Genomic DNA, 18,135 nt, shown 5'->3' on the forward strand with positions numbered 1-18,135 from the left:
CGCATCACACCGTTCGCGCTGAGCCTGGCTGAGCGCATGGCCATCAATCAAAGGGATCTCGGCAAGCTCCCCCCGGATGGGCGAGGGGTTTGCTGAGGTCCGTCAGAAAGGTATTGCATGTCAAACAAAGCGATCACCTCCGTGATGGAGAAGATTGAATCGCTGATCGATGTCGTTGGGCGGGTCACCCTCTGGGTGGCGCTTGCCATGATCGGACTGGTCGCGGTCAATGTCCTGCTGCGGTACACCTTCAGCTTCGGTTCCGTCTGGGCCCAGGAGCTGGAATGGCACCTGCTGGCGGCACTCATCCTGCTGGGCATGTGCTACGCCCTGCAGCGCGGCGACAACGTGCGCGTGGACCTGTTCTACGCGAACTATTCGGCGGGCAGGAAATTCATCGTCGACGTGATCTCGCTGCTGCTCTTGCTGGCCGTGGCGCTGATCTTCATCAAGGTGTCGGTAGCCTATGTGATGCAGGCCTATTCCATCCAGGAGAGCTCGCCCGATCCGGGGGGCATCCCGCTGCGCTGGGTCGTCAAGTCGCTGATCCCGATCGGTTACGGCCTGGTGGCCCTGCAGACGGTGGCGGCCCTGCTGCGCCTGTTCCACGAGCGCGCGCAAACGGTGGAGGGTCGCCATGTTTGAACCGCAGACCTATGCCATCCTGATGCTGGTGGCCTTCTTTGCCCTGCTGATGATCGGTGTGCCGGTGGCCACCACGCTGGCGACCGTGGGTTTCGTCTTCGGCTACCTGGGTTTCGGCGACAGCCTGTTCAGCCTGCTGCCGGCGCGTTTCTACGGCATCGTGGCCGGTTACCAGTGGATGGCGATTCCGCTCTTTGTCTTCATGGGTGTGATGCTGGAGAAATCCCGCCTGGCCGACGACCTGCTGGACGTGATGGGCCACATTGCCGGTGGCGTGCGCGGCGGCATGGGCGTGGGCATCATCCTGTTCGGCGTGCTCATGGGGGCGACCACCGGCATCGTGGGTGCCACCGTCATCACCCTGGGCCTGCTGACCCTGCCCACGCTGATCAAGCGTGGCTACAACAAGAGCATTGCCTGCGGCGCCATCTGCGCCTCGGGCACCCTGGGCCAGATCATTCCGCCCAGCCTGATCCTGATCCTGTTGTCGGACATCATGCAGCTCTCGGTGGGCACGCTGTTCGCCGCCGCCGTCGGGCCGGGCCTGTTGCTGTCGACGGTGTACATCATCTTCCTGCTGGTGCTGGGCTGGCTCAAGCCCGACCTGATGCCGCCGATCCCGCAGGCCGAGCGCGACGGCGTCTCGCGCCGCCAGCTCTGGATCCGCTTCTGGAAAGTCGTGGTCCCGCCCATCATGCTGGTGGTGTCCGTGCTGGGCTCCATCGTCGGGGGCATTGCTGCGCCGACCGAGGCAGCCTCCATGGGCGCCGTGGGGGCGGTGTTGATCACCGTGCTGTCGGGTCGCTTTACCTGGAAGATCCTCAAAGACGTGGCGCTGGAGACCAGCAAGATCACCGCCATCATGATGCTCATCCTCATGACGGCCCAGGTGTTTGCGCTGGCTTTCCGCGGCCTGCATGGCGAGGACCTGATCACGCACATGTTCGAGGTGCTGCCCGGTGGCGTGAACAGCGACATCTGGTTCATGATGCTGCTGATCTTCGTGCTGGGATTTTTCATCGAGTGGATCGAGATCAGCTACATCGCCGTTCCTCTGTTCCTGCCGGTGCTGCTGGCCCAGGGCGTGGACCCGGTCTGGCTGGCCATGCTGATCACGGTGAACCTGCAGTCCTCCTTCCTGACGCCACCCTTCGGCTGGGCACTGTTCTATCTCAAGGGGGTGGCGCCGCCGGAGGTGACGATCAAGGACATCTACAAGGGTGTGGTGCCGTTCATCATCATGCAAGGCCTGACACTACTGCTGCTGTTCTTCTATCCGCAGATCGCGCTCTGGCTGCCCAAGGCCATCGGCTGGTAATCTACGCCGACACTCGCAGGAGCATTCATGTCCCAGTCCGTCTACGGCCGCCGCGGTATCGCGGTGGCGCCCCACTCCCTGGCCGCCGAGTCGGCGGTGGCCGTGCTGCGCGAGGGCGGCAACGCCCTGGAGGCGATGGTTGCCGCCGCGGCCACCATCGCCGTCGTCTATCCGCACATGAACTCCATCGGCGGCGACAGCTTCTGGGTCATCAACGGCCCGGGCAACCGCCCCGGCGGCATCGATGCCAGCGGCCGCAGCGCGCAGGCGGCCAGCCGCGACTGGTACGCCCAGCGTGGCATCAGCGGCAGCATTCCCTTCCGTGGCGGCACCGCCGCGCTGACCGTGGCCGGCACCATTTCGGGCTGGGGCGCGGCGCACCAGCTGTCGATGCAGTCACTCGGTGGTCGCCTGCCGCTGTCGCGCCTGCTCGACGACGCCATCTTCCTGGCACGTCAGGGCATCCCGGTCACGCGCAGCCAGGCCGGCACCACGCAGGCCAAGCTGGCCGAGTTGAAAGACCGCCCGGGTTTCGCGCAGACTTTCCTGAATCAGGGTCAGGTGCCGCAGGAAGGCGAGCTGTTCAAGCAATCGCGCCTGGCCGACACGCTGGCGCTGATCGCGCGCAAGGGCACGGACGAGTACTACCGCGGCGCGCTGGCCAAGCAGATGGCGGCCGAGCTCGCCGCTGTGGGCAGCCCGCTGACGCTGGCCGATCTGCAGGCGCACCAGGCCCGGCTGATCGATCCGCTCACCGTGCCGGTGGCCGGCGCGCAGCTGCACAACATGGTGCCACCTTCACAAGGCCTGGTCTCGCTGCTGATCCTGGCGCTGATGGAGCGCTTCCCGGGCTGGAAGCAGGCCGGCCCCGAGAGCGCAGCTTTCATCCATGCGCAGGTGGAAGCGACCAAGCTGGCTTTCCGCGTGCGTGATCGTTATCTGACCGACCCCGACTTCATGGCCCTGCCGCCGGCCGAACTGCTGACGCCGGCGCGCGTCGATGCGCTGGCGCGCGAGTTCAAGCCCGACGCGGCCCTGCCCTGGGGCAAGACCGCCAAGCCTGGCGACACCATCTGGATGGGCGTGATCGACAAGAGCGGTATCGCCGTCTCTTTCATCCAGAGCATCTACCACGAGTTCGGCTCGGGTGTGGTGCTGCCCAGCAGTGGCGTGAACTGGCAGAACCGTGGCTGCAGCTTCTCGCTGGACCCGGCGCACGTGAACACGCTGGCGCCGCGCAAGAAGCCGTTCCACACACTCAACCCCGCCATGGCCCAGCTGACCAACGGCGGTACCATGGTCTACGGCACCATGGGCGGCGACGGTCAGCCGCAGACCCAGGCCACCCTCTTCAATCGCGTCATGCGTTTTGGCGACCATCCGCAACAGGCCATCGAGCGGCCGCGCTGGTTGCTGGGCCGCACCTGGGGCCAGAGCAGCGACTCGCTCAAGCTGGAGAGCCGCTTTGACCCGGCCGTGCTGACGCAGTTGCGTGCGCAGGGGCATGAGGTGGAGTCCATCGCGGCCTGGGACGAGGGCGTGGGCCATGCCGGCATGCTGGTGCGCCACCCGAATGGCGTGCTGGAAGGCGGGTACGACCCGCGCTCCAACGGCGCGGTGGCGTCTTTCTAGCTCTGGCTCAACGCCCGAGGGCCGGGAACAGTTTCACGAGCCCGTCGGACATCACCTCCACGGCCAGGGCCGCGAGGATCAGGCCCATGAGCCGGGTCATCACGTTGATGCCGGTCTTGCCCAGCACCCGCGCGATCGGCTCGGCCAGGGCAAAACACAGGGCCGTGGCCAGCGCGATCACCACGCCGTAGCCCACCAGCATCCCGAGCTGGAGGAAGTCCCGTGCCTTGTCGGCGTAGATCACCACGGTGGACATGGTGGCCGGGCCGGTGAGCAGCGGGATGGTCAGCGGCACCACGGCGATGCTGGCGCGCGCGGCGGAGCGCTCGGCTGCGTTCTGCATTTCCTCGGCATTCGACTTGGCTTCGGCCGGCTGCGCATTGAGCATGGCCAGCGCCGAGGTCAGCAGCAGCATGCCGCCGCCGACCTGGAAGCTCGCGAGCGAGATGCCGAAGAAGGCCAGGATCTGCAGGCCCAGCAGGGCACTGATGGCGATGACTGCAAAGGCGCTGAGCGAGGAGATCCAGATCGTGCGCAGGCGCTGCTCGCGCGTGAAGCCCTGCGTGTAGTGGATGAAAAAGGGCACGATGGCCAGCGGGTTGACGATGGCCAGCAGGGTGACCAGGGGTTTGAAGTCCATCTCAGTCCTTGGGGGTCATCGCTGCGGCGGGCGTGCGCCGGCGGAACATGCCCCAGCCTTCCATGTGCAGCACCTTGTCGCCGCGCTGGTTGTGCATTTCCCAAAGCGTGCGCACCAGGCCCACATCAGGCCGGCTGCCCATGGGGCGGCTGTCCAGGATGGTGTGGCGCAGTGTCAGCACGTCTCCGGGAAACACCGGTTTGGTCCATTTGAGGCTTTCCAGGCCGGGCGAGCCCAGGCCGGCCGCTTCGGACAGGAAGTTGTCGACCATCAGGCGCATGGCCATGGCGCAGGTGTGCCAGCCGCTGGCACACAGGCTGCCGAAGACCGAGGCCTGGGCGGCGGCCTCGTCCAGATGGAAGGGCTGCGGATCGAACTGGCGCGCGAAATCCAGGATCTGTTCGCGCGTGGGGCTGACGCTGCCGAGCTCGCGGGTGCTGCCCACCGCCATGTCTTCCCAGTAGTACTTCAGGGGTTTCGTGCTCATCAGCGTCCTCCGGTGACGTCCAGTATGGAGCCGGTCGCATAAGCGGCCTCGTCCGATAGCAGCCAGACGATGGCGTTGGCGATTTCCTGCGCCGTGCCGGGTCGCTGCAGCGGGATCTGCGGCGCCAGGCGCTGCGCGCGCCCGGGCTGGCCGCCGCTGGCGTGGATCTCGGTGTCCACGATGCCGGGGCGCACCGCATTGACGCGGATGCCCTCGGTGGCCACCTCGCGCGCCAGGCCCAGCGTGAACACATCCACCGCGCCCTTGGCGGCGGCGTAGTCCACATACTGCCCGGCCGCGCCGTGCACCGAGGCCACGCTGCCGACGTTGACGATGGCGCCCCCCGTGCCGCCGTGGCGCGTGCTCATGCGGCGCACCGCTTCGCGCGCGCACAGCATGGTGCCGAAGACGTTGATCTCGAACATGCGGCGCCAGCGCGCGAGACTCTGCTCGTCCACACGCTGGGCCGTGTCCACCACACCGGCGTTGTTGGCCAGGGCCGTAAGGCGGCCGAGCTTGGCGTCGACCTGCTGGAACATGGCCAGCACCTGGGCCTCGTCGGCCACATCGGCGCGCACCGCCATGGCCGTGCCGCCGCCAGCGCGGATCTGTCGCACCACCTCGTCGGCGGCCAGCGAGTTGCTCGTGTAGTTGACGGCGACGGCGTAACCGCGCTGCGCGGCCAGCAGCGCCGTGGCGGCGCCGATGCCGCGGCCGCCCCCGGTGACCAGTAGAACCTTGTCCAAATCCGAGCTCCTGCAGGTGTGATGACGACAAGATACCATTGCCGCAGAAACAGCAGGGCCTGTTCACACAAGAGGAAACACGATGAGCCGCACAGTGGACTACTATTTCGCGCCGCAAAGCCCCTGGACCTATCTGGGCCACGCGCGTTTTGCCGCCATGGCCAAGGCCGCCGGCGTCGCCATCCGCGTCTTGCCGGTGGATCTCGGAGGCAAGGTATTCCCGATCTCCGGCGGCCTGCCGCTTCCGAAGCGCGCGCCGCAGCGCCAGGCCTACCGCCTGGTGGAGCTCAAGCGCTTCAGTGAATTCCTCAAGATCCCGCTGCATCCCCAACCCAGATACTTCCCGGTCGGTGGTGACGTCGCGGCCTGCCTGATCATCGCCGTGGACCTGCATGACGGCCCGGATGCTGCGATGAAGATCGCCGGCGCGGTGCTGTCCGCCGTCTGGGTGCAGGAACGCAATATCGGCGACGACCAGATGCTGGCCGAACTGCTGGCCGAAAACGGCCTGGACGCCAAACGCCTGGCCCAGTCCGGTGGCCAGGAAGTGCGTGAGCGCTACGAGGCCTGCACGCAGCAGGCCATCGCTGCTGGTGTGTTCGGCGCGCCAAGCTACGTCATCGACGGCGAGATTTTCTGGGGCCAGGACCGGCTCGATTTCGTAGCCCGCAAGCTGGGCGTATCCCTCTGACCAACCAACCTGGAGAACCGCGCATGGGACAGTTCATCGATCTGAAGGCCGCCGACGGTTTCACGTTGCCCGCCTATGTGGCGCAACCTGCGACCAAGCCGCGTGGCGGCGTGGTGGTACTGCAGGAAATCTTCGGCGTCAACCCGCACATCCGTGCCGTGGCCGACGGTTATGCGGCCGCTGGTTATCTGGCGGTGGCGCCAGCCACCTTCCATCGCGTCAAGCCTGGCGTCGAGCTCGGTTACCAGCCGGATGACATGAGCGCCGGCATGGCGCTCAAGGCCACGGTGGAAGCGCTGCCCGCACCGGGCGTGTTGCAGGACATCCAGGCTGCCATCGATCATGCGGCCGGTGCCGGCAAGGTGGGCGTGGTCGGCTACTGCTGGGGCGGCCTGCTGACCTGGCGCACGGCCTGCCTGCTCAAAGGGGTGAGTGCCGCAGTGCCTTACTACGGCGGTGGCATCACCACCGAGGCCGAGATCGCGCGCACCCCCAAGGTGCCGGTGCTGGCGCACTTCGGCGAGAAGGACCACTGGATTCCGCTGGAGGGCGTGGCGGCCTTCCGGAAGGCCCACCCGGAGGTCGAGGTGCATATCTATGCAGCCAATCACGGTTTCAACTGCGACCATCGCGGCGCCTGGGATGCCACCGCAGCGGCGCAGGCGCGCGAGCGCACGCTGGCTTTCTTTGCCCAACACCTGGGCTGACAGCATGTGGCGCCCGCTGGTTTTGCTTTGTGGACTGGTCTTGAACGGCCAGGCCCAGGCGGCCGACTACAGCGGCCCGCTCTTCGACGCCCACCTGCACTACAACGAAGAGGCTTACCAGGGCCCGCACCCGCTGGACGATGTGCTGGCCCGCATGCAGCGCAACGGCGTGCGCGCCATCGTTGCCAACAGCCGGCCCAACGACGGCACCAGGACCCTGGCCTCGGCCGGCGCACAGACCCGCGCGGCCGGCGTGACGGTGGTGCCCTTCATCCGTCTCTACCGCAACCGGGCCGATTACGACAACTGGTTCCGTGACGAGAGCATCTACACCATGGTGTTGACCGAGTTCGCGCGCGGCACGGCCGCCGGGCCCTACCGCGGCATCGGCGAGTTCCATCTCTACGACAGCGCCAATGCCAACGGCCCGGTGGCGAAAAAGCTCATGCAGTTCGCCGCAGATAAGCAGCTGGCCGTGCTGGCCCATGTGGACGACGTGGCCATCGACCTGCTGATGGCGCATGCGCCCGGCGCGCGCCTGATCTGGGCGCATACCGGTATCGGTGGCGCACCGGCGGCGCGCGTGCAGGCCTTTTTGGACAAGTACCCCAGGCTCATGGGTGAACTGTCCTACCGGCCCGGACTGAGTTGTGGTGAGGGCAGTTTGTGCCCGGAATGGCGCGCGCTGCTGCTGAAATACCCGGATCGTTTCCTGATCGGTTCGGACACCTGGGTCAACCAGCGCTGGATGTATTACGACGAACTGATGCGCGGCTACCGTCGCTGGCTGGGTGATCTGCCGCCCGAGGTGGCGCGCCGCATCGCCTGGGACAACGGGGCGAACCTGTTCCAGCTGAGCAGACCCTGAGATGAGTTCGACCTTCCCGCTACCCCTCTTCCCGCTGCAGACCGTCCTGTTTCCCGGCGGCGTACTGCCCTTGCGGATTTTCGAAGTGCGTTATCTGGACTTGATCCAGCGCTGCCAGAAGGAAGGCGCCCCTTTCGGCGTGGTCTGCCTGAGCCAGGGCAGCGAGGTGCGGCAGCCGCCGCGCCCGGGCGAAGCCGGTGAGCCGGCCTTCGGGCCCGAAGTGTTCCACCTCGTGGGCACGATGGCGCACATCACCGCCTTCGAGCGGCCGCAGCCGGGGCTGATCCTGGTCCGCTGCCGTGGAGGCCGGCGCTTTCGTCTGTTGCGCAGCGAGCAGCTCAAGCATGGTTTGTGGACCGGCGAGGCCGAATACCTGGAGGAGGACACGCCCCTGCCGGTGCCGGCGGACCTCGTCCATGTCCGGGTCGGCCTGCAGCGCCTGCTGCAACACATGCAGGCGCAATCCAAACCCGGTGACGAGCTGCCGATCCAGCCGCCGCTGCAGTGGGACGATTGTGGCTGGCTGGCCAATCGCTGGTGCGACATCCTGCCGGTGAGCCCGCAGCTCAAGCAGCAGTTCCTGGCGGTGGACAGTCCCCTGGTGCGGCTGGAGCTGGTGGCCGACCTGCTGGTGCACCTGAAGATCGGTACCGGGCCCGAGGCCAGTCCCGGGCCGTCCTGACTTATCGTCCGCTGCGTTCCAGGTAGCGTTTGCGCCAGAACAACAGGACCAGTGCCACGGCGGTCAGCCCCATGGAAGCCATGGCCCACCAGAAACCGCTGTCGCTGTGGATCAGCGGGATGAATTCGAAATTCATGCCGAAGATGCCGGCGATCAGGTTCAGCGGCAGGAAGATGGCGGTCAGCACGGTGAGCGTGCGCATGATGTCATTGGTGCGGTTGCTCTGTGCGTTGAAGTGGATCTGCACGGCCGTTTCCACACTCTGCTCCAGCCGGCGCACATGGTGCACCACGCGTTCGATGTGCTCCAGCAGGTCACGGCTGCGCACCAGCAGCAGGTCACGATCGCGCTGGGCCGCCGGCGTGTCCGCTTCCGGCCAGGTCTTGACGGCTTCGATCCAGTCCTGCACGGCGGAGCGCTGGTCTTCACAGATTTCGTCGAGCTGGTGCAGCGCCAGCCGTGTATTGAGCAGGGCCGCCCAGTTGCTGAAGCGCGTGCGCGGGTTGAGCAGTTCGGTCTGCCAGTGGTCGAGCTGGCGCGTGAGTTCGCGCCGCAGTTCCAGAAAACCGTCGACCATCTGGTTGACGATGCGCAGCATCAGGTCGGCGGGGGAGGTGGGCAGCCGGCTGTTGGCGCTACGCACATCGTTGCTGTGGGCCTGCAGCAGCCGCGACGCATAGGCATCGCGCGCCGCGCAATCTGCCGGGTGGACCGTGAGCAGCACGCGCTCGAACACCGCGAAGCCCACCGGGCTGGTGTCGACGTGACGCAGGATGGGCGGGCCGCCGCGGCGCGACGAGCCTCGTTCCGGATCCGGTGCACTGCTGGCGCCGGTCGCCAGCCGGCGAAACACCAGCAGGTCGTACTGCGACGTGTAGTCGAAGTGCGAGGGCAACTGCGCGTTGAGCAGGTCCGAGACGTGCAGGTCGACCAGTTGCATGCCGCACAGGCTCTGCAGCGTGGCCTGGAGCTGCGGCCAGCCGGTCTCGAACTCCTGGCGGGTGCAGGCGATCCAGACATGGCCAAGCGATGGCGGCTGAGCCGGCGGCGCCTCGCTTTCGCTGACGCCGCCGGGGCTGATGCTGAAGACGCGCATGCTGGCCTGGGGTCGTCTTATGTACGCAGCAGGCGCGCTGCTGCGATCGCAAAGTAGGTCAGCACGCCGTCGGCGCCAGCGCGCTTGAAGCCCAGCAGGCTTTCCATCATGACGGCGTCGTGATCGAGCCAGCCGTTCTGCGCCGCGGCTTTCAGCATGGCGTATTCACCCGAGACCTGGTAGGCGAAGGTGGGCACGCGGAACTCGTCCTTCACGCGGCGTACCACGTCCAGGTAGGGCATGCCGGGCTTGACCATCACCATGTCGGCGCCCTCGGCGATGTCCAGCGCCACTTCGCGCAATGCCTCATCGGTGTTGCCCGGGTCCATCTGGTAGACCTTCTTGTTGCTCTTGCCCAGGTTGGCCGACGAGCCCACGGCATCGCGGAAGGGGCCGTAGAAGGCGCTGGCGTACTTGGCGCTGTAGGCCATGATGCGCGTGTGCACCAGGCGGTTGGCTTCCAGGATGCTGCGAATGGCGCCGATGCGCCCGTCCATCATGTCGCTGGGCGCCACGATGTCCACGCCGGCTTGCGCCTGGGTCAGTGCCTGGCGCTCCAGGATCTCCACCGTCTCGTCATTGAGGATGTAGCCGGTGGCGTCGAGCACGCCGTCCTGGCCGTGGCTGGTGTAGGGGTCGAGCGCCACGTCGGTCATGATGCCCAGTTCGGGGAAGCGCTCCTTCAGGCCGCGCACCACACGTGGCACCAGCCCCTCGGGGTTGTAGGCCTCTTTTCCGTCCAGGCTCTTGAGCGCGGGGTCGATCACCGGGAACAGAGCCATGGCCGGGATGCCAAGCTTCACGCACTCCTCGGCCACCGGTAGCAGCAGGTCCAGGCTCAGGCGCTCCACGCCAGGCATGGAGGCCACGGCCTCACGACGCTGCTGGCCGTCAAGAACAAACACCGGATAAATCAGGTCATTTACGCTGAGTGCGTGCTCGCGTACCAGCTTGCGGGTGAACTCGTCGCGGCGCAGCCGGCGTGGCCGGCCCATGGGGAAGGGTGCATAGGGTGTCATGGGGAAAATTGTGCCCGATTCCACTGTGGTCAGGACGGACCTTCAAAAATGTCAAAAATGTCCGGTTTCAGTGCTTTGCTGGCGCCAGCTTGCATTTGGCAAACGTTTTTGTTAGATTAGGGCCTGGGTGGTTCGCCACCCCCCGCTTTTCCTCCCTGAGCGGGGCCTTGATGTGTGACAGCAAAAAAGGCTTGCAACCCCGGCTTATGGCCGGGGTTTTTTTTGGCTGTGGCGCGCTTTGCTTAACTTGGCGGCGCAAAGTTAGCCGCCGCTGAAACCTGCTGCGCAGGTTTTGTCCACATTGTCTTATGGGTATCGGTCTAAACTCGGCCCATGCTCTGGGTCAAATCACTCCACATCGTCTTCGTCGCCAGCTGGTTTGCCGGCCTGTTCTACCTGCCACGCATCTTCGTGAACCTGGCCATGGTGCCGGCCGACTCGGTGGCCGAGCGTGAGCGCCTGCTGTTGATGGCCGGCAAGCTCATGCGTTTCACCACCGTGCTGGCCGTACCGGCCCTGATCTTCGGTTTCTGGCTCTGGCTGGGTTATGGCATCGGACGGGGCTCAGGCAATGGCTGGCTGCATGCCAAGCTGGTGGTCGTGGCTCTGGTTTTGGGGTACCACCATGCCTGCGGCGTTCTGTTGAAGAAATTCCGGCGCGGCGAGAACCGTCGCGGCCATGTCTGGTTCCGCTGGTTCAACGAGGCGCCGGTCTTGCTGTTGCTGGCGGCCGTCGTTCTGGTGGTGGTCAAGCCTTTCTGACCCGGCAGGTGCCATGCCGCACAAGACTTCTGCCTGGCCCCTGAGTCTGGTTTATGTGGGGCTGGTGGTTTATGCCAGTCTTTATCCTTTTTCCGATTGGCGCGACCAGGGGCCGCTGCCCTGGGGCTTTCTCGTGGCGCCGTGGCCGCACTACTGGACGGCATTCGATCTCTTCTCCAATGTGCTGGGGTATGCGCCACTCGGGTTTTTGCTGGCCCTGGGTGCATTGCGCACCGGCCGGGGCGCCCGTGCTGTGCTGCTGGCCACCGTGGCGGCGGGTTTCCTGTCCCTGTTGATGGAGACCTTGCAGGGTTATCTGTCGTCGCGGGTTCCTTCCAACATCGATTTCCTGCTCAACGTGGCCGGGGCCTGGCTGGGGGCCGTGACGTCCACGCTGCTGGAGAAGCTGGGCGCCATCGACCGCTGGATCCGTTTTCGCGCCCGCTGGTTCGTGCCCGAAGCGCGTGGAGCGCTGGTGCTGCTGGCGCTCTGGCCCTGTGCCCTGCTGTTTCCGGCGGCCGTGCCGCTGGGGCTGGGCCAGGTCTTCGAGCGGGTGGAGGCCGGCCTGGCCGAACTGCTGATGGACACGCCCTTCCTGGAGTGGCTGCCGCTGCGGACCGTTGAGTTGCAGCCGCTGGTGCCCGGCACGGAAATGACCTGTGTTTTGCTGGGTGCCCTGATTCCCTGTCTGCTGGGCTTCAGCATCATTCCTTCGACGGTTCGCCGCGCCGCTTTCGTGCTGGCCGTGCTGGCCGCGGCGGTGGGGGGCACGCTGCTGTCGGCGGCCCTGAGCTACGGGCCGGTGCATGCCTGGGCCTGGTTCAGCTTGCCGGTCAAGGCCGGTCTGGTGCTGGCCGCCGCCGTCGCCCTGCTGCTGCTGCGCGTCCCGGCTCGCGTCTGCGCTGCGTTGCTGCTGCTGGGTCTGGGCCTGTACCTCAGTCTGATCAACCAGGCCCCGGCCAGCCCCTACTTTGCCCATAACCTGCAGGTCTGGGAGCAGGGCCGTTTCATCCGGTTCCACGGCGTGGCCCAGTGGCTGGGCTGGCTTTGGCCCTATGCCGTGCTCCTGTATGTGCTGACACGCGTCTGGGCTTTGCGCAGCCTGGACGGGGCTGCACCTAGAATTCAGGCATGAGTACCCATACTGTCCCGCAGGCCGCTCCTGCCTCCTATTACGAGCGGCATGTCTTTTTCTGCTTGAACCAGCGCCCCGCGGGTGAGGCCTGCTGCGCAAACCACCAGGCCGAGGCGGCGTTCGAGCGTTGCAAGTCCCTGGTCAAGGCAGCCGGCCTGGCCGGGCCGGGGAAAGTGCGCGTGAACCGCGCGGGCTGCCTGGATCGCTGCGCTGGCGGCCCGGTGGCCGTGGTCTACCCGGACGCGGTCTGGTATTCCTACGTCGATGTGAGTGACATCGACGAGATCGTCGAGTCGCACCTCAAGCATGGCAAGGTGGTCGAGCGTCTGGTGACGCCGCCGCACCTGGGGCGTTGACATGAACTCACAGACGGAACGCCTGCAGCTGGCGGGCCCGGCTGGCCGCATCGAAGTGCTGCGTGACGCACCCGTTGAAGGGCTGGCGCCGCGCGGCGTGGCCGTCATCGCACATCCGCATCCGCTCTTCGGCGGCACCATGGACAACAAGGTGGTGCAGACGCTGGCGCGCGCCTTCGTTCAATGCGGCTGGGTGGCTCTGCGTTTCAACTTTCGCGGTGTGGGCGCCACCGAGGGGGTGCACGACGAAGGCCGGGGCGAAGCCGAGGATTTTCTTGCGGTGGTGCGGCTGTGCGCGCCCGACGGCCCGCTGGCGCTGGCCGGCTTTTCCTTCGGATCCTTCGTGATGAGCCAGACGCTGGCCGCGCTGTGGCCGTCGCGTCAGATCGAGAAGCTGGTGTTTGTCGGGGCGGCGGCCAGCCGTTTTCAGGTGGCCCCGGTGCCCCAGGAACTGCACGAGCGCACCCTGGTGATCCACGGTGAACACGACGACACGGTCCCGTTGGCAGCCGTGATGGACTGGGCCCGTCCCCAGGTGCTGCCGGTGACGGTGGTTCCCGGTGGCAGCCATTTCTTTCATGGGCAACTGCCCCTGCTCAAGAGCCTGGTGGTGCGTCACCTCTCTTCCGCAACGTGATGAAAAACGTCCTGGTTCTGCTGGCTGCTCTGTGTGGCTTGTTCTGGGGCAACGCTTCGGCCCAGGCCATGCCCCAACCGCCTGAGGTCGCGGCCCGGGCTTATCTGCTGCTGGACCTGACCAGCGACCAGACGCTGGCCGCTCGCGACGCGGACAGCCCCGTCCAGCCCGCCTCCCTGACCAAGCTGATGACGGCCTATCTGGTCTTCGATGCGCTGCGCCTGGGGCGGCTGGAGTTGAAGCAGGCCTTGCCTGTCAGCGAGCGTGCCTGGCGCCAGCCCGGCTCGCGTATGTTCATCGACACCCGGATGAAGGTGCCGGTGGAGGATCTGCTCAAGGGCTTGCTGGTGCAGTCCGGCAACGATGCCGCCATGGCGCTGGCCGAGGGCGTGGCGGGCAGCGAGGAGCGTTTTGTCCGGCTCATGAACGAGCAGGCACTGGCCCTGGGGATGAAAGCGACCCGCTTCGTCAACCCGACCGGCCTGTCCCAGCCCGGCCAGGTGAGCACGGCGCGCGACCTGGCCATCCTGGCCACACGGCTGCTGCGTGACTTCCCGGACCAGGCACGCTTCCACGCCATCCGGAAATACCGCTACGAGGGCACCCCGCCGGCCAACGACAGCAACCGCAACCTGCTGCTGTTTCGCGATCCGTCGGTAGATGGCCTCAAGACCGGCCACACCGAAGCGGCCGGCTACTGCCTGATCGCGACCGCGCAGCGCGAGTTTCCCCACTTGGGTCCGGCGGGCGCGCCCGGTGTCCGGCGCCTGCTGGCCGTGGTGCTCGGAACCGACAGCGAGAACGCCCGCGCCAACGAGACCCAGAAGCTGCTGAACTGGGGTTACACCGCGTTCGAGGCGGTCAAATTGTTCGATGCCAACCAGCCGGTGCTCACCCCGGCGGTCTGGAAGGGTCGGTCGGCCCAGGCCCGCTTGGGGCGTCCGCGGGCCGTGGTGGTGACGGTGCCGGTGGGCTACGCCAGTCGCCTGCGGACCGAAGCCGTGCGCCCTGAGCCCCTGATTGCCCCGCTCCAAAAGGGCCAGGTCAGCGGTACCTTGATAATAAATATTGGCGAGCACACACTTACTAATATTCCATTGCTCGCCCTGGAATCGGTGGAAGAGGCTGGCCTGATTGGGCGAGCCTGGGATGCCTTCAGGCTCTGGGTTCAGTAGGCCTCGCTGACCCGTTGGCGGGCCAACCTGCCGCGCCGCGTGGGCGGGGAATCATTGCGGCTCACGGAGCAACCTGATACACTCGAAGGCTTTTCGGAATTTCCGAAGGGATTCACGTTTTCGTTTTATCAAACGTTGAGGGACGTTTTTAAATGCCAACCATTAACCAGCTAGTGCGTCAAGGCCGCGAGGTCGAGACCATCAAGTCGAAGAGTCCTGCCATGCAGAACTCTCCGCAGCGCCGTGGCGTGTGCACCCGTGTGTACACCACGACGCCCAAGAAGCCGAATTCCGCTCTGCGTAAGGTCGCCAAGGTGCGCCTGACCAACGGTTTCGAAGTCATTTCCTACATCGGCGGTGAAGGCCACAACCTGCAGGAACACAGCGTGGTGCTGGTTCGCGGCGGTCGTGTCAAGGACCTGCCGGGTGTGCGTTACCACATCGTGCGTGGCTCGCTCGACCTGCAAGGCGTGAAAGACCGCAAGCAGTCGCGTTCCAAGTACGGCGCCAAGCGCCCCAAGAAGGCTTGATTTTTCAGGTCTGAGTTTTTCCGGTGCTCGATCGTCAGGCAGACGGTTTGAGCGTAGTGACCCGAAGCTCGGAATTGTCCGGGTGGGTCGAGTAAGTGAGAGTTCTGTATGGCTCTCGCGGTGTCTGAAAAGATGCCAACTGAAGCAATATGAGGTGAAACATGCCACGTCGTCGCGAAGTCCCTAAACGTGAAATCCTGCCGGATCCGAAATTCGGCAATGTCGACCTCTCCAAGTTCATGAACGTGATCATGGAAGGCGGCAAGAAGGCGGTTGCCGAGCGCATCATTTACGGTGCCCTCGAAACCATTGGACAGAAAACCGGCAAGGATGCGCTGGAGCTGTTCACGATCGCCATCAACAATGTGAAGCCGATGGTCGAGGTGAAGTCCCGCCGTGTCGGCGGCGCCAACTACCAGGTGCCGGTTGAAGTGCGCCCGGTGCGCCGTCTGGCCCTGTCCATGCGCTGGATCAAGGAAGCCGCCCGCAAGCGTGGCGAGAAGTCCATGGCCCTGCGCCTGGCCAACGAAATCATCGAGGCCACCGAAGGCCGTGGCGGCGCCATGAAGCGCCGTGATGAAGTGCACCGCATGGCCGAGGCCAACAAGGCCTTCAGCCACTTCCGTTTCTAAGCCACAACTGCCCCACAGGTGCGCAGGCCCGCCACGAGCGGGCCTGACCTGTTTTAACGAAAGACCATCATGGCACGCAAAACGCCCATTGAGCGCTACCGCAATATCGGTATTTCCGCTCACATTGACGCCGGCAAGACGACCACCACCGAGCGTATTCTTTTCTACACCGGTGTGAACCACAAGATCGGTGAAGTGCATGATGGCGCCGCCACCATGGACTGGATGGAGCAGGAGCAGGAGCGTGGCATCACGATCACGTCCGCTGCGACCACCTGTTTCTGGAAGGGCATGGAACTGTCCTATCCCGAGCACCGCTTCAACATCATCGACACCCCCGGCCACGTGGACTTCACCATCGAGGTGGAGCGTTCCATGCGCGTGCTGGATGGTGCCTGCATGGTGTATTGCGCCGTGGGCGGCGTGCAGCCGCAATCGGAGACGGTCTGGCGCCAGGCCAACAAGTACAAGGTGCCGCGTCTGGCGTTCGTGAACAAGATGGACCGTACCGGCGCGAACTTCTTCAAGGTCTATGACCAGATGAAGCTGCGCCTGAAGGCCAACCCCGTGCCGATCGTGATCCCGATCGGTGCCGAGGAAAACTTCACCGGCGTGGTCGACCTCATCAAGATGAAAGCCATCATCTGGGATGAGGCCTCCCAGGGCATGAAGTTTGAATACAAAGAGATTCCCGCTGAACTGCTGGAGTCTGCCAAGAAGTGGCGCGAAGGCATGGTCGAGGCAGCCGCCGAAGCCAGCGAAGAGCTGATGAACAAGTATCTTGAGGAAGGCGATCTGAGCGAAGCTGAAATCAAGCAGGGCATCCGCACCCGCACGATCGGCGCCGAGATCCAGCCCATGCTGTGTGGTACCGCCTTCAAGAACAAGGGAGTGCAGCGCATGCTGGACGCCGTGATCGACTTCCTGCCCTCGCCGGTGGACATCCCCCCGGTGGGCGGTCTCGACGAAGACGAGAAGGAAACGTCCCGCAAGGCCGACGACAGCGAGAAATTCTCCGCCCTGGCGTTCAAGCTGATGACCGACCCCTTCGTCGGTCAGTTGACCTTTGTGCGCGTCTATTCCGGCGTGCTGACCAAGGGCGACACGGTCTACAACCCGATCAAGGGCAAGAAAGAGCGTATCGGCCGTATCGTGCAGATGCACGCCAACAACCGCCTGGAAGTGGATGAAATCCGCGCTGGCGACATCGCTGCCTGCGTGGGCCTGAAGGACGTGACGACGGGTGAAACCCTGTGCGATCCGGATGCCATCCTGACGCTGGAGCGCATGGTGTTCCCCGAGCCCGTGATCGCGCAGGCCGTGGAACCCAAGACCAAGGCCGACCAGGAAAAGATGGGCATCGCCTTGCAACGTCTGGCTGCCGAAGATCCGTCTTTCCGTGTGAAGACCGACGAAGAATCCGGCCAGACCATCATCGCCGGCATGGGCGAGCTGCACCTCGAAATCATCGTGGACCGCATGAAGCGCGAGTTCGGCGTGGAAGCCAACGTGGGCAAGCCCCAGGTGGCCTACCGCGAAACCATCCGCAAGAAGGTCACCGAAGTCGAAGGCAAGTTCGTGCGCCAGTCCGGCGGCAAGGGCCAGTACGGTCACGTCGTGTTCACGGTCGAGCCGAATGAGGCCGGCAAGGGCTTTGAGTTCGTCGACGCCATCAAGGGCGGTGTGGTTCCGCGTGAATTCATCCCGGCCGTCGAGAAGGGCGTGATCGAAGCCATCAACTCCGGCGTTCTGGCGGGTTTCCCTGTGGTGGACGTCAAGGTCACGCTGACCTTCGGTTCCTACCATGACGTGGACTCGAACGAAAACGCGTTCAAGATGGCTGCCATCTTCGGTTTCAAGGAAGGTTGCCGCAAGGCCAACCCCGTCATCCTCGAGCCCATGATGGCTGTGGAAGTCGAGACTCCCGAAGACTACGCCGGTACCGTGATGGGCGACCTGTCCTCGCGCCGCGGCATGGTGCAGGGCATGGAAGACATGGTCGGTGGCGGCAAGGCCATCAAGGCCGAAGTCCCGCTGTCCGAGATGTTCGGCTATTCGACCACGCTGCGTTCTGCCACCCAGGGTCGCGCCACGTACACGATGGAGTTCAAGCACTACTCTGAAGCTCCGCGCAACGTGTCCGAGGCCATCGTGGCCGCTCGCGCAAAGTAAGGAAACCGCATCCCTGTGCAAACAGGGATGCTTTTTTGTTGTCTGCGATCCGGTGCCGCCCTGTTCCCGTGCGGGGCGAACCAGCAACCGGATGCAGACGTAAAACCAATACACGGGTATCTGTTCTTTGGAGATTTGAAAAATGGCAAAAGAGAAATTTGAGCGGACCAAGCCGCACGTCAACGTGGGCACGATCGGTCACGTG

Annotated in this window: 20 protein-coding genes and 1 pseudogene; 16 read left to right on the plus strand and 5 right to left on the minus strand. The window is 65.0% G+C overall.

Translation table 11 applies throughout. From position 1 onward, the window contains the following. Nucleotides 1–117 precede the first annotated feature (117 nt). From AC1RRP_RS19135 to AC1RRP_RS19145, 3 genes are read left to right on the plus strand one after another with little or no spacing between them, the layout of a single operon-like run. The gene (locus tag AC1RRP_RS19135) at nt 118–645 is read left to right on the plus strand and encodes a TRAP transporter small permease subunit (protein WP_493038960.1); all 528 of its coding nucleotides are present in this window, start codon (nt 118–120) and stop codon (nt 643–645) included. Further along, entirely contained in the window at nt 638–1,963 is a 1,326-nt protein-coding gene (locus tag AC1RRP_RS19140) for a TRAP transporter large permease (protein WP_493038961.1), read from the plus strand. The genes AC1RRP_RS19135 and AC1RRP_RS19140 overlap by 8 nt, the downstream gene beginning before the upstream one ends. Nucleotides 1,964–1,990: 27 nt before the next feature. Further along, nucleotides 1,991–3,595: a gamma-glutamyltransferase family protein gene (locus AC1RRP_RS19145; RefSeq protein WP_493038962.1), complete on the plus strand. Its 1,605-nt coding sequence runs from the start codon at nt 1,991–1,993 to the stop codon at nt 3,593–3,595. Between the two features lie 7 nt (nt 3,596–3,602). Here AC1RRP_RS19145 and AC1RRP_RS19150 read toward each other — a convergent pair whose 3' ends face one another. Genes AC1RRP_RS19150 through AC1RRP_RS19160 form a run of 3 tightly spaced genes read right to left on the minus strand, consistent with a single transcriptional unit; the run spans nt 3,603 to nt 5,468 of the window. Continuing rightward, nucleotides 3,603–4,235 carry a MarC family protein gene (locus AC1RRP_RS19150; RefSeq protein ID WP_493038963.1) on the minus strand — a complete coding sequence of 211 codons (633 nt, stop codon included), beginning with the start codon at nt 4,233–4,235 and terminating at the stop codon, nt 3,603–3,605. Nucleotide 4,236: 1 nt separating this feature from the next. After that, nucleotides 4,237–4,722 (minus strand): MaoC family dehydratase, encoded by a 486-nt coding sequence (locus AC1RRP_RS19155; protein WP_493038964.1) that lies wholly within the window; start codon nt 4,720–4,722, stop codon nt 4,237–4,239. Next, the gene (locus AC1RRP_RS19160; RefSeq protein ID WP_493038965.1) at nt 4,722–5,468 is read right to left on the minus strand and encodes an SDR family oxidoreductase; all 747 of its coding nucleotides are present in this window, start codon (nt 5,466–5,468) and stop codon (nt 4,722–4,724) included. Before AC1RRP_RS19160 ends, AC1RRP_RS19155 begins: the two co-directional genes overlap by 1 nt. A gap of 82 nt (nt 5,469–5,550) precedes the next feature. On the opposite strand from AC1RRP_RS19160, the gene AC1RRP_RS19165 reads away from it, so the two are divergent. The 4 genes from AC1RRP_RS19165 to AC1RRP_RS19180 are packed head-to-tail and all read left to right on the plus strand — an operon-like array spanning nt 5,551 to nt 8,416. Continuing rightward, the gene (locus AC1RRP_RS19165) at nt 5,551–6,159 is read left to right on the plus strand and encodes a 2-hydroxychromene-2-carboxylate isomerase (RefSeq protein WP_493038966.1); all 609 of its coding nucleotides are present in this window, start codon (nt 5,551–5,553) and stop codon (nt 6,157–6,159) included. Nucleotides 6,160–6,182: 23 nt separating this feature from the next. Then, on the plus strand, nt 6,183–6,866 hold the full coding sequence (locus AC1RRP_RS19170) for a dienelactone hydrolase family protein (RefSeq protein WP_493038967.1): 684 nt from the start codon (nt 6,183–6,185) through the stop codon (nt 6,864–6,866). Between the two features lie 4 nt (nt 6,867–6,870). Continuing rightward, nucleotides 6,871–7,734, plus strand: a complete 864-nt coding sequence (locus AC1RRP_RS19175; protein WP_493038968.1) for an amidohydrolase — start codon at nt 6,871–6,873, stop codon at nt 7,732–7,734. Between the two features lies 1 nt (nt 7,735). Further along, entirely contained in the window at nt 7,736–8,416 is a 681-nt protein-coding gene (locus AC1RRP_RS19180; RefSeq protein ID WP_493038969.1) for an LON peptidase substrate-binding domain-containing protein, read from the plus strand. Nucleotide 8,417: 1 nt separating this feature from the next. Here AC1RRP_RS19180 and AC1RRP_RS19185 read toward each other — a convergent pair whose 3' ends face one another. Beyond that, nucleotides 8,418–9,512 carry a magnesium transporter CorA family protein gene (locus tag AC1RRP_RS19185; RefSeq protein ID WP_493038970.1) on the minus strand — a complete coding sequence of 365 codons (1,095 nt, stop codon included), beginning with the start codon at nt 9,510–9,512 and terminating at the stop codon, nt 8,418–8,420. Between the two features lie 17 nt (nt 9,513–9,529). Continuing rightward, nucleotides 9,530–10,531, minus strand: a complete 1,002-nt coding sequence (gene hemB, locus AC1RRP_RS19190; RefSeq protein WP_493038971.1) for a porphobilinogen synthase — start codon at nt 10,529–10,531, stop codon at nt 9,530–9,532. A gap of 333 nt (nt 10,532–10,864) precedes the next feature. Between hemB and AC1RRP_RS19195 the strand changes: the two genes are divergently transcribed. From AC1RRP_RS19195 to AC1RRP_RS19235, 9 genes and pseudogenes are all read left to right on the plus strand, one after another. Further along, the gene (locus tag AC1RRP_RS19195; protein WP_493038972.1) at nt 10,865–11,293 is read left to right on the plus strand and encodes a CopD family protein; all 429 of its coding nucleotides are present in this window, start codon (nt 10,865–10,867) and stop codon (nt 11,291–11,293) included. A gap of 13 nt (nt 11,294–11,306) precedes the next feature. Beyond that, nucleotides 11,307–12,428, plus strand: a complete 1,122-nt coding sequence (locus AC1RRP_RS19200; protein WP_493038973.1) for a VanZ family protein — start codon at nt 11,307–11,309, stop codon at nt 12,426–12,428. Further along, nucleotides 12,425–12,784 (plus strand): (2Fe-2S) ferredoxin domain-containing protein, encoded by a 360-nt coding sequence (locus tag AC1RRP_RS19205; protein ID WP_493038974.1) that lies wholly within the window; start codon nt 12,425–12,427, stop codon nt 12,782–12,784. Before AC1RRP_RS19200 ends, AC1RRP_RS19205 begins: the two co-directional genes overlap by 4 nt. A 1-nt stretch (nt 12,785) precedes the next feature. After that, nucleotides 12,786–13,421: an alpha/beta hydrolase gene (locus tag AC1RRP_RS19210; protein ID WP_493038975.1), complete on the plus strand. Its 636-nt coding sequence runs from the start codon at nt 12,786–12,788 to the stop codon at nt 13,419–13,421. Continuing rightward, nucleotides 13,421–14,596 (plus strand): D-alanyl-D-alanine carboxypeptidase family protein, encoded by a 1,176-nt coding sequence (locus AC1RRP_RS19215; protein ID WP_493038976.1) that lies wholly within the window; start codon nt 13,421–13,423, stop codon nt 14,594–14,596. The genes AC1RRP_RS19210 and AC1RRP_RS19215 overlap by 1 nt, the downstream gene beginning before the upstream one ends. Nucleotides 14,597–14,748: 152 nt before the next feature. Next, the gene (gene rpsL, locus AC1RRP_RS19220; RefSeq protein WP_057674148.1) at nt 14,749–15,126 is read left to right on the plus strand and encodes a 30S ribosomal protein S12; all 378 of its coding nucleotides are present in this window, start codon (nt 14,749–14,751) and stop codon (nt 15,124–15,126) included. A gap of 161 nt (nt 15,127–15,287) precedes the next feature. Continuing rightward, entirely contained in the window at nt 15,288–15,758 is a 471-nt protein-coding gene (gene rpsG, locus AC1RRP_RS19225; protein ID WP_057674147.1) for a 30S ribosomal protein S7, read from the plus strand. A 69-nt stretch (nt 15,759–15,827) separates the two neighbouring features. After that, entirely contained in the window at nt 15,828–17,930 is a 2,103-nt protein-coding gene (fusA, locus tag AC1RRP_RS19230; protein WP_493038977.1) for an elongation factor G, read from the plus strand. Nucleotides 17,931–18,072: 142 nt separating this feature from the next. Further along, nucleotides 18,073–18,135, plus strand: a pseudogene (locus AC1RRP_RS19235) (GTP-binding protein); the annotation flags it as partial.

The organism is Hylemonella sp. GW821-FHT12C09, from assembly GCF_058807395.1.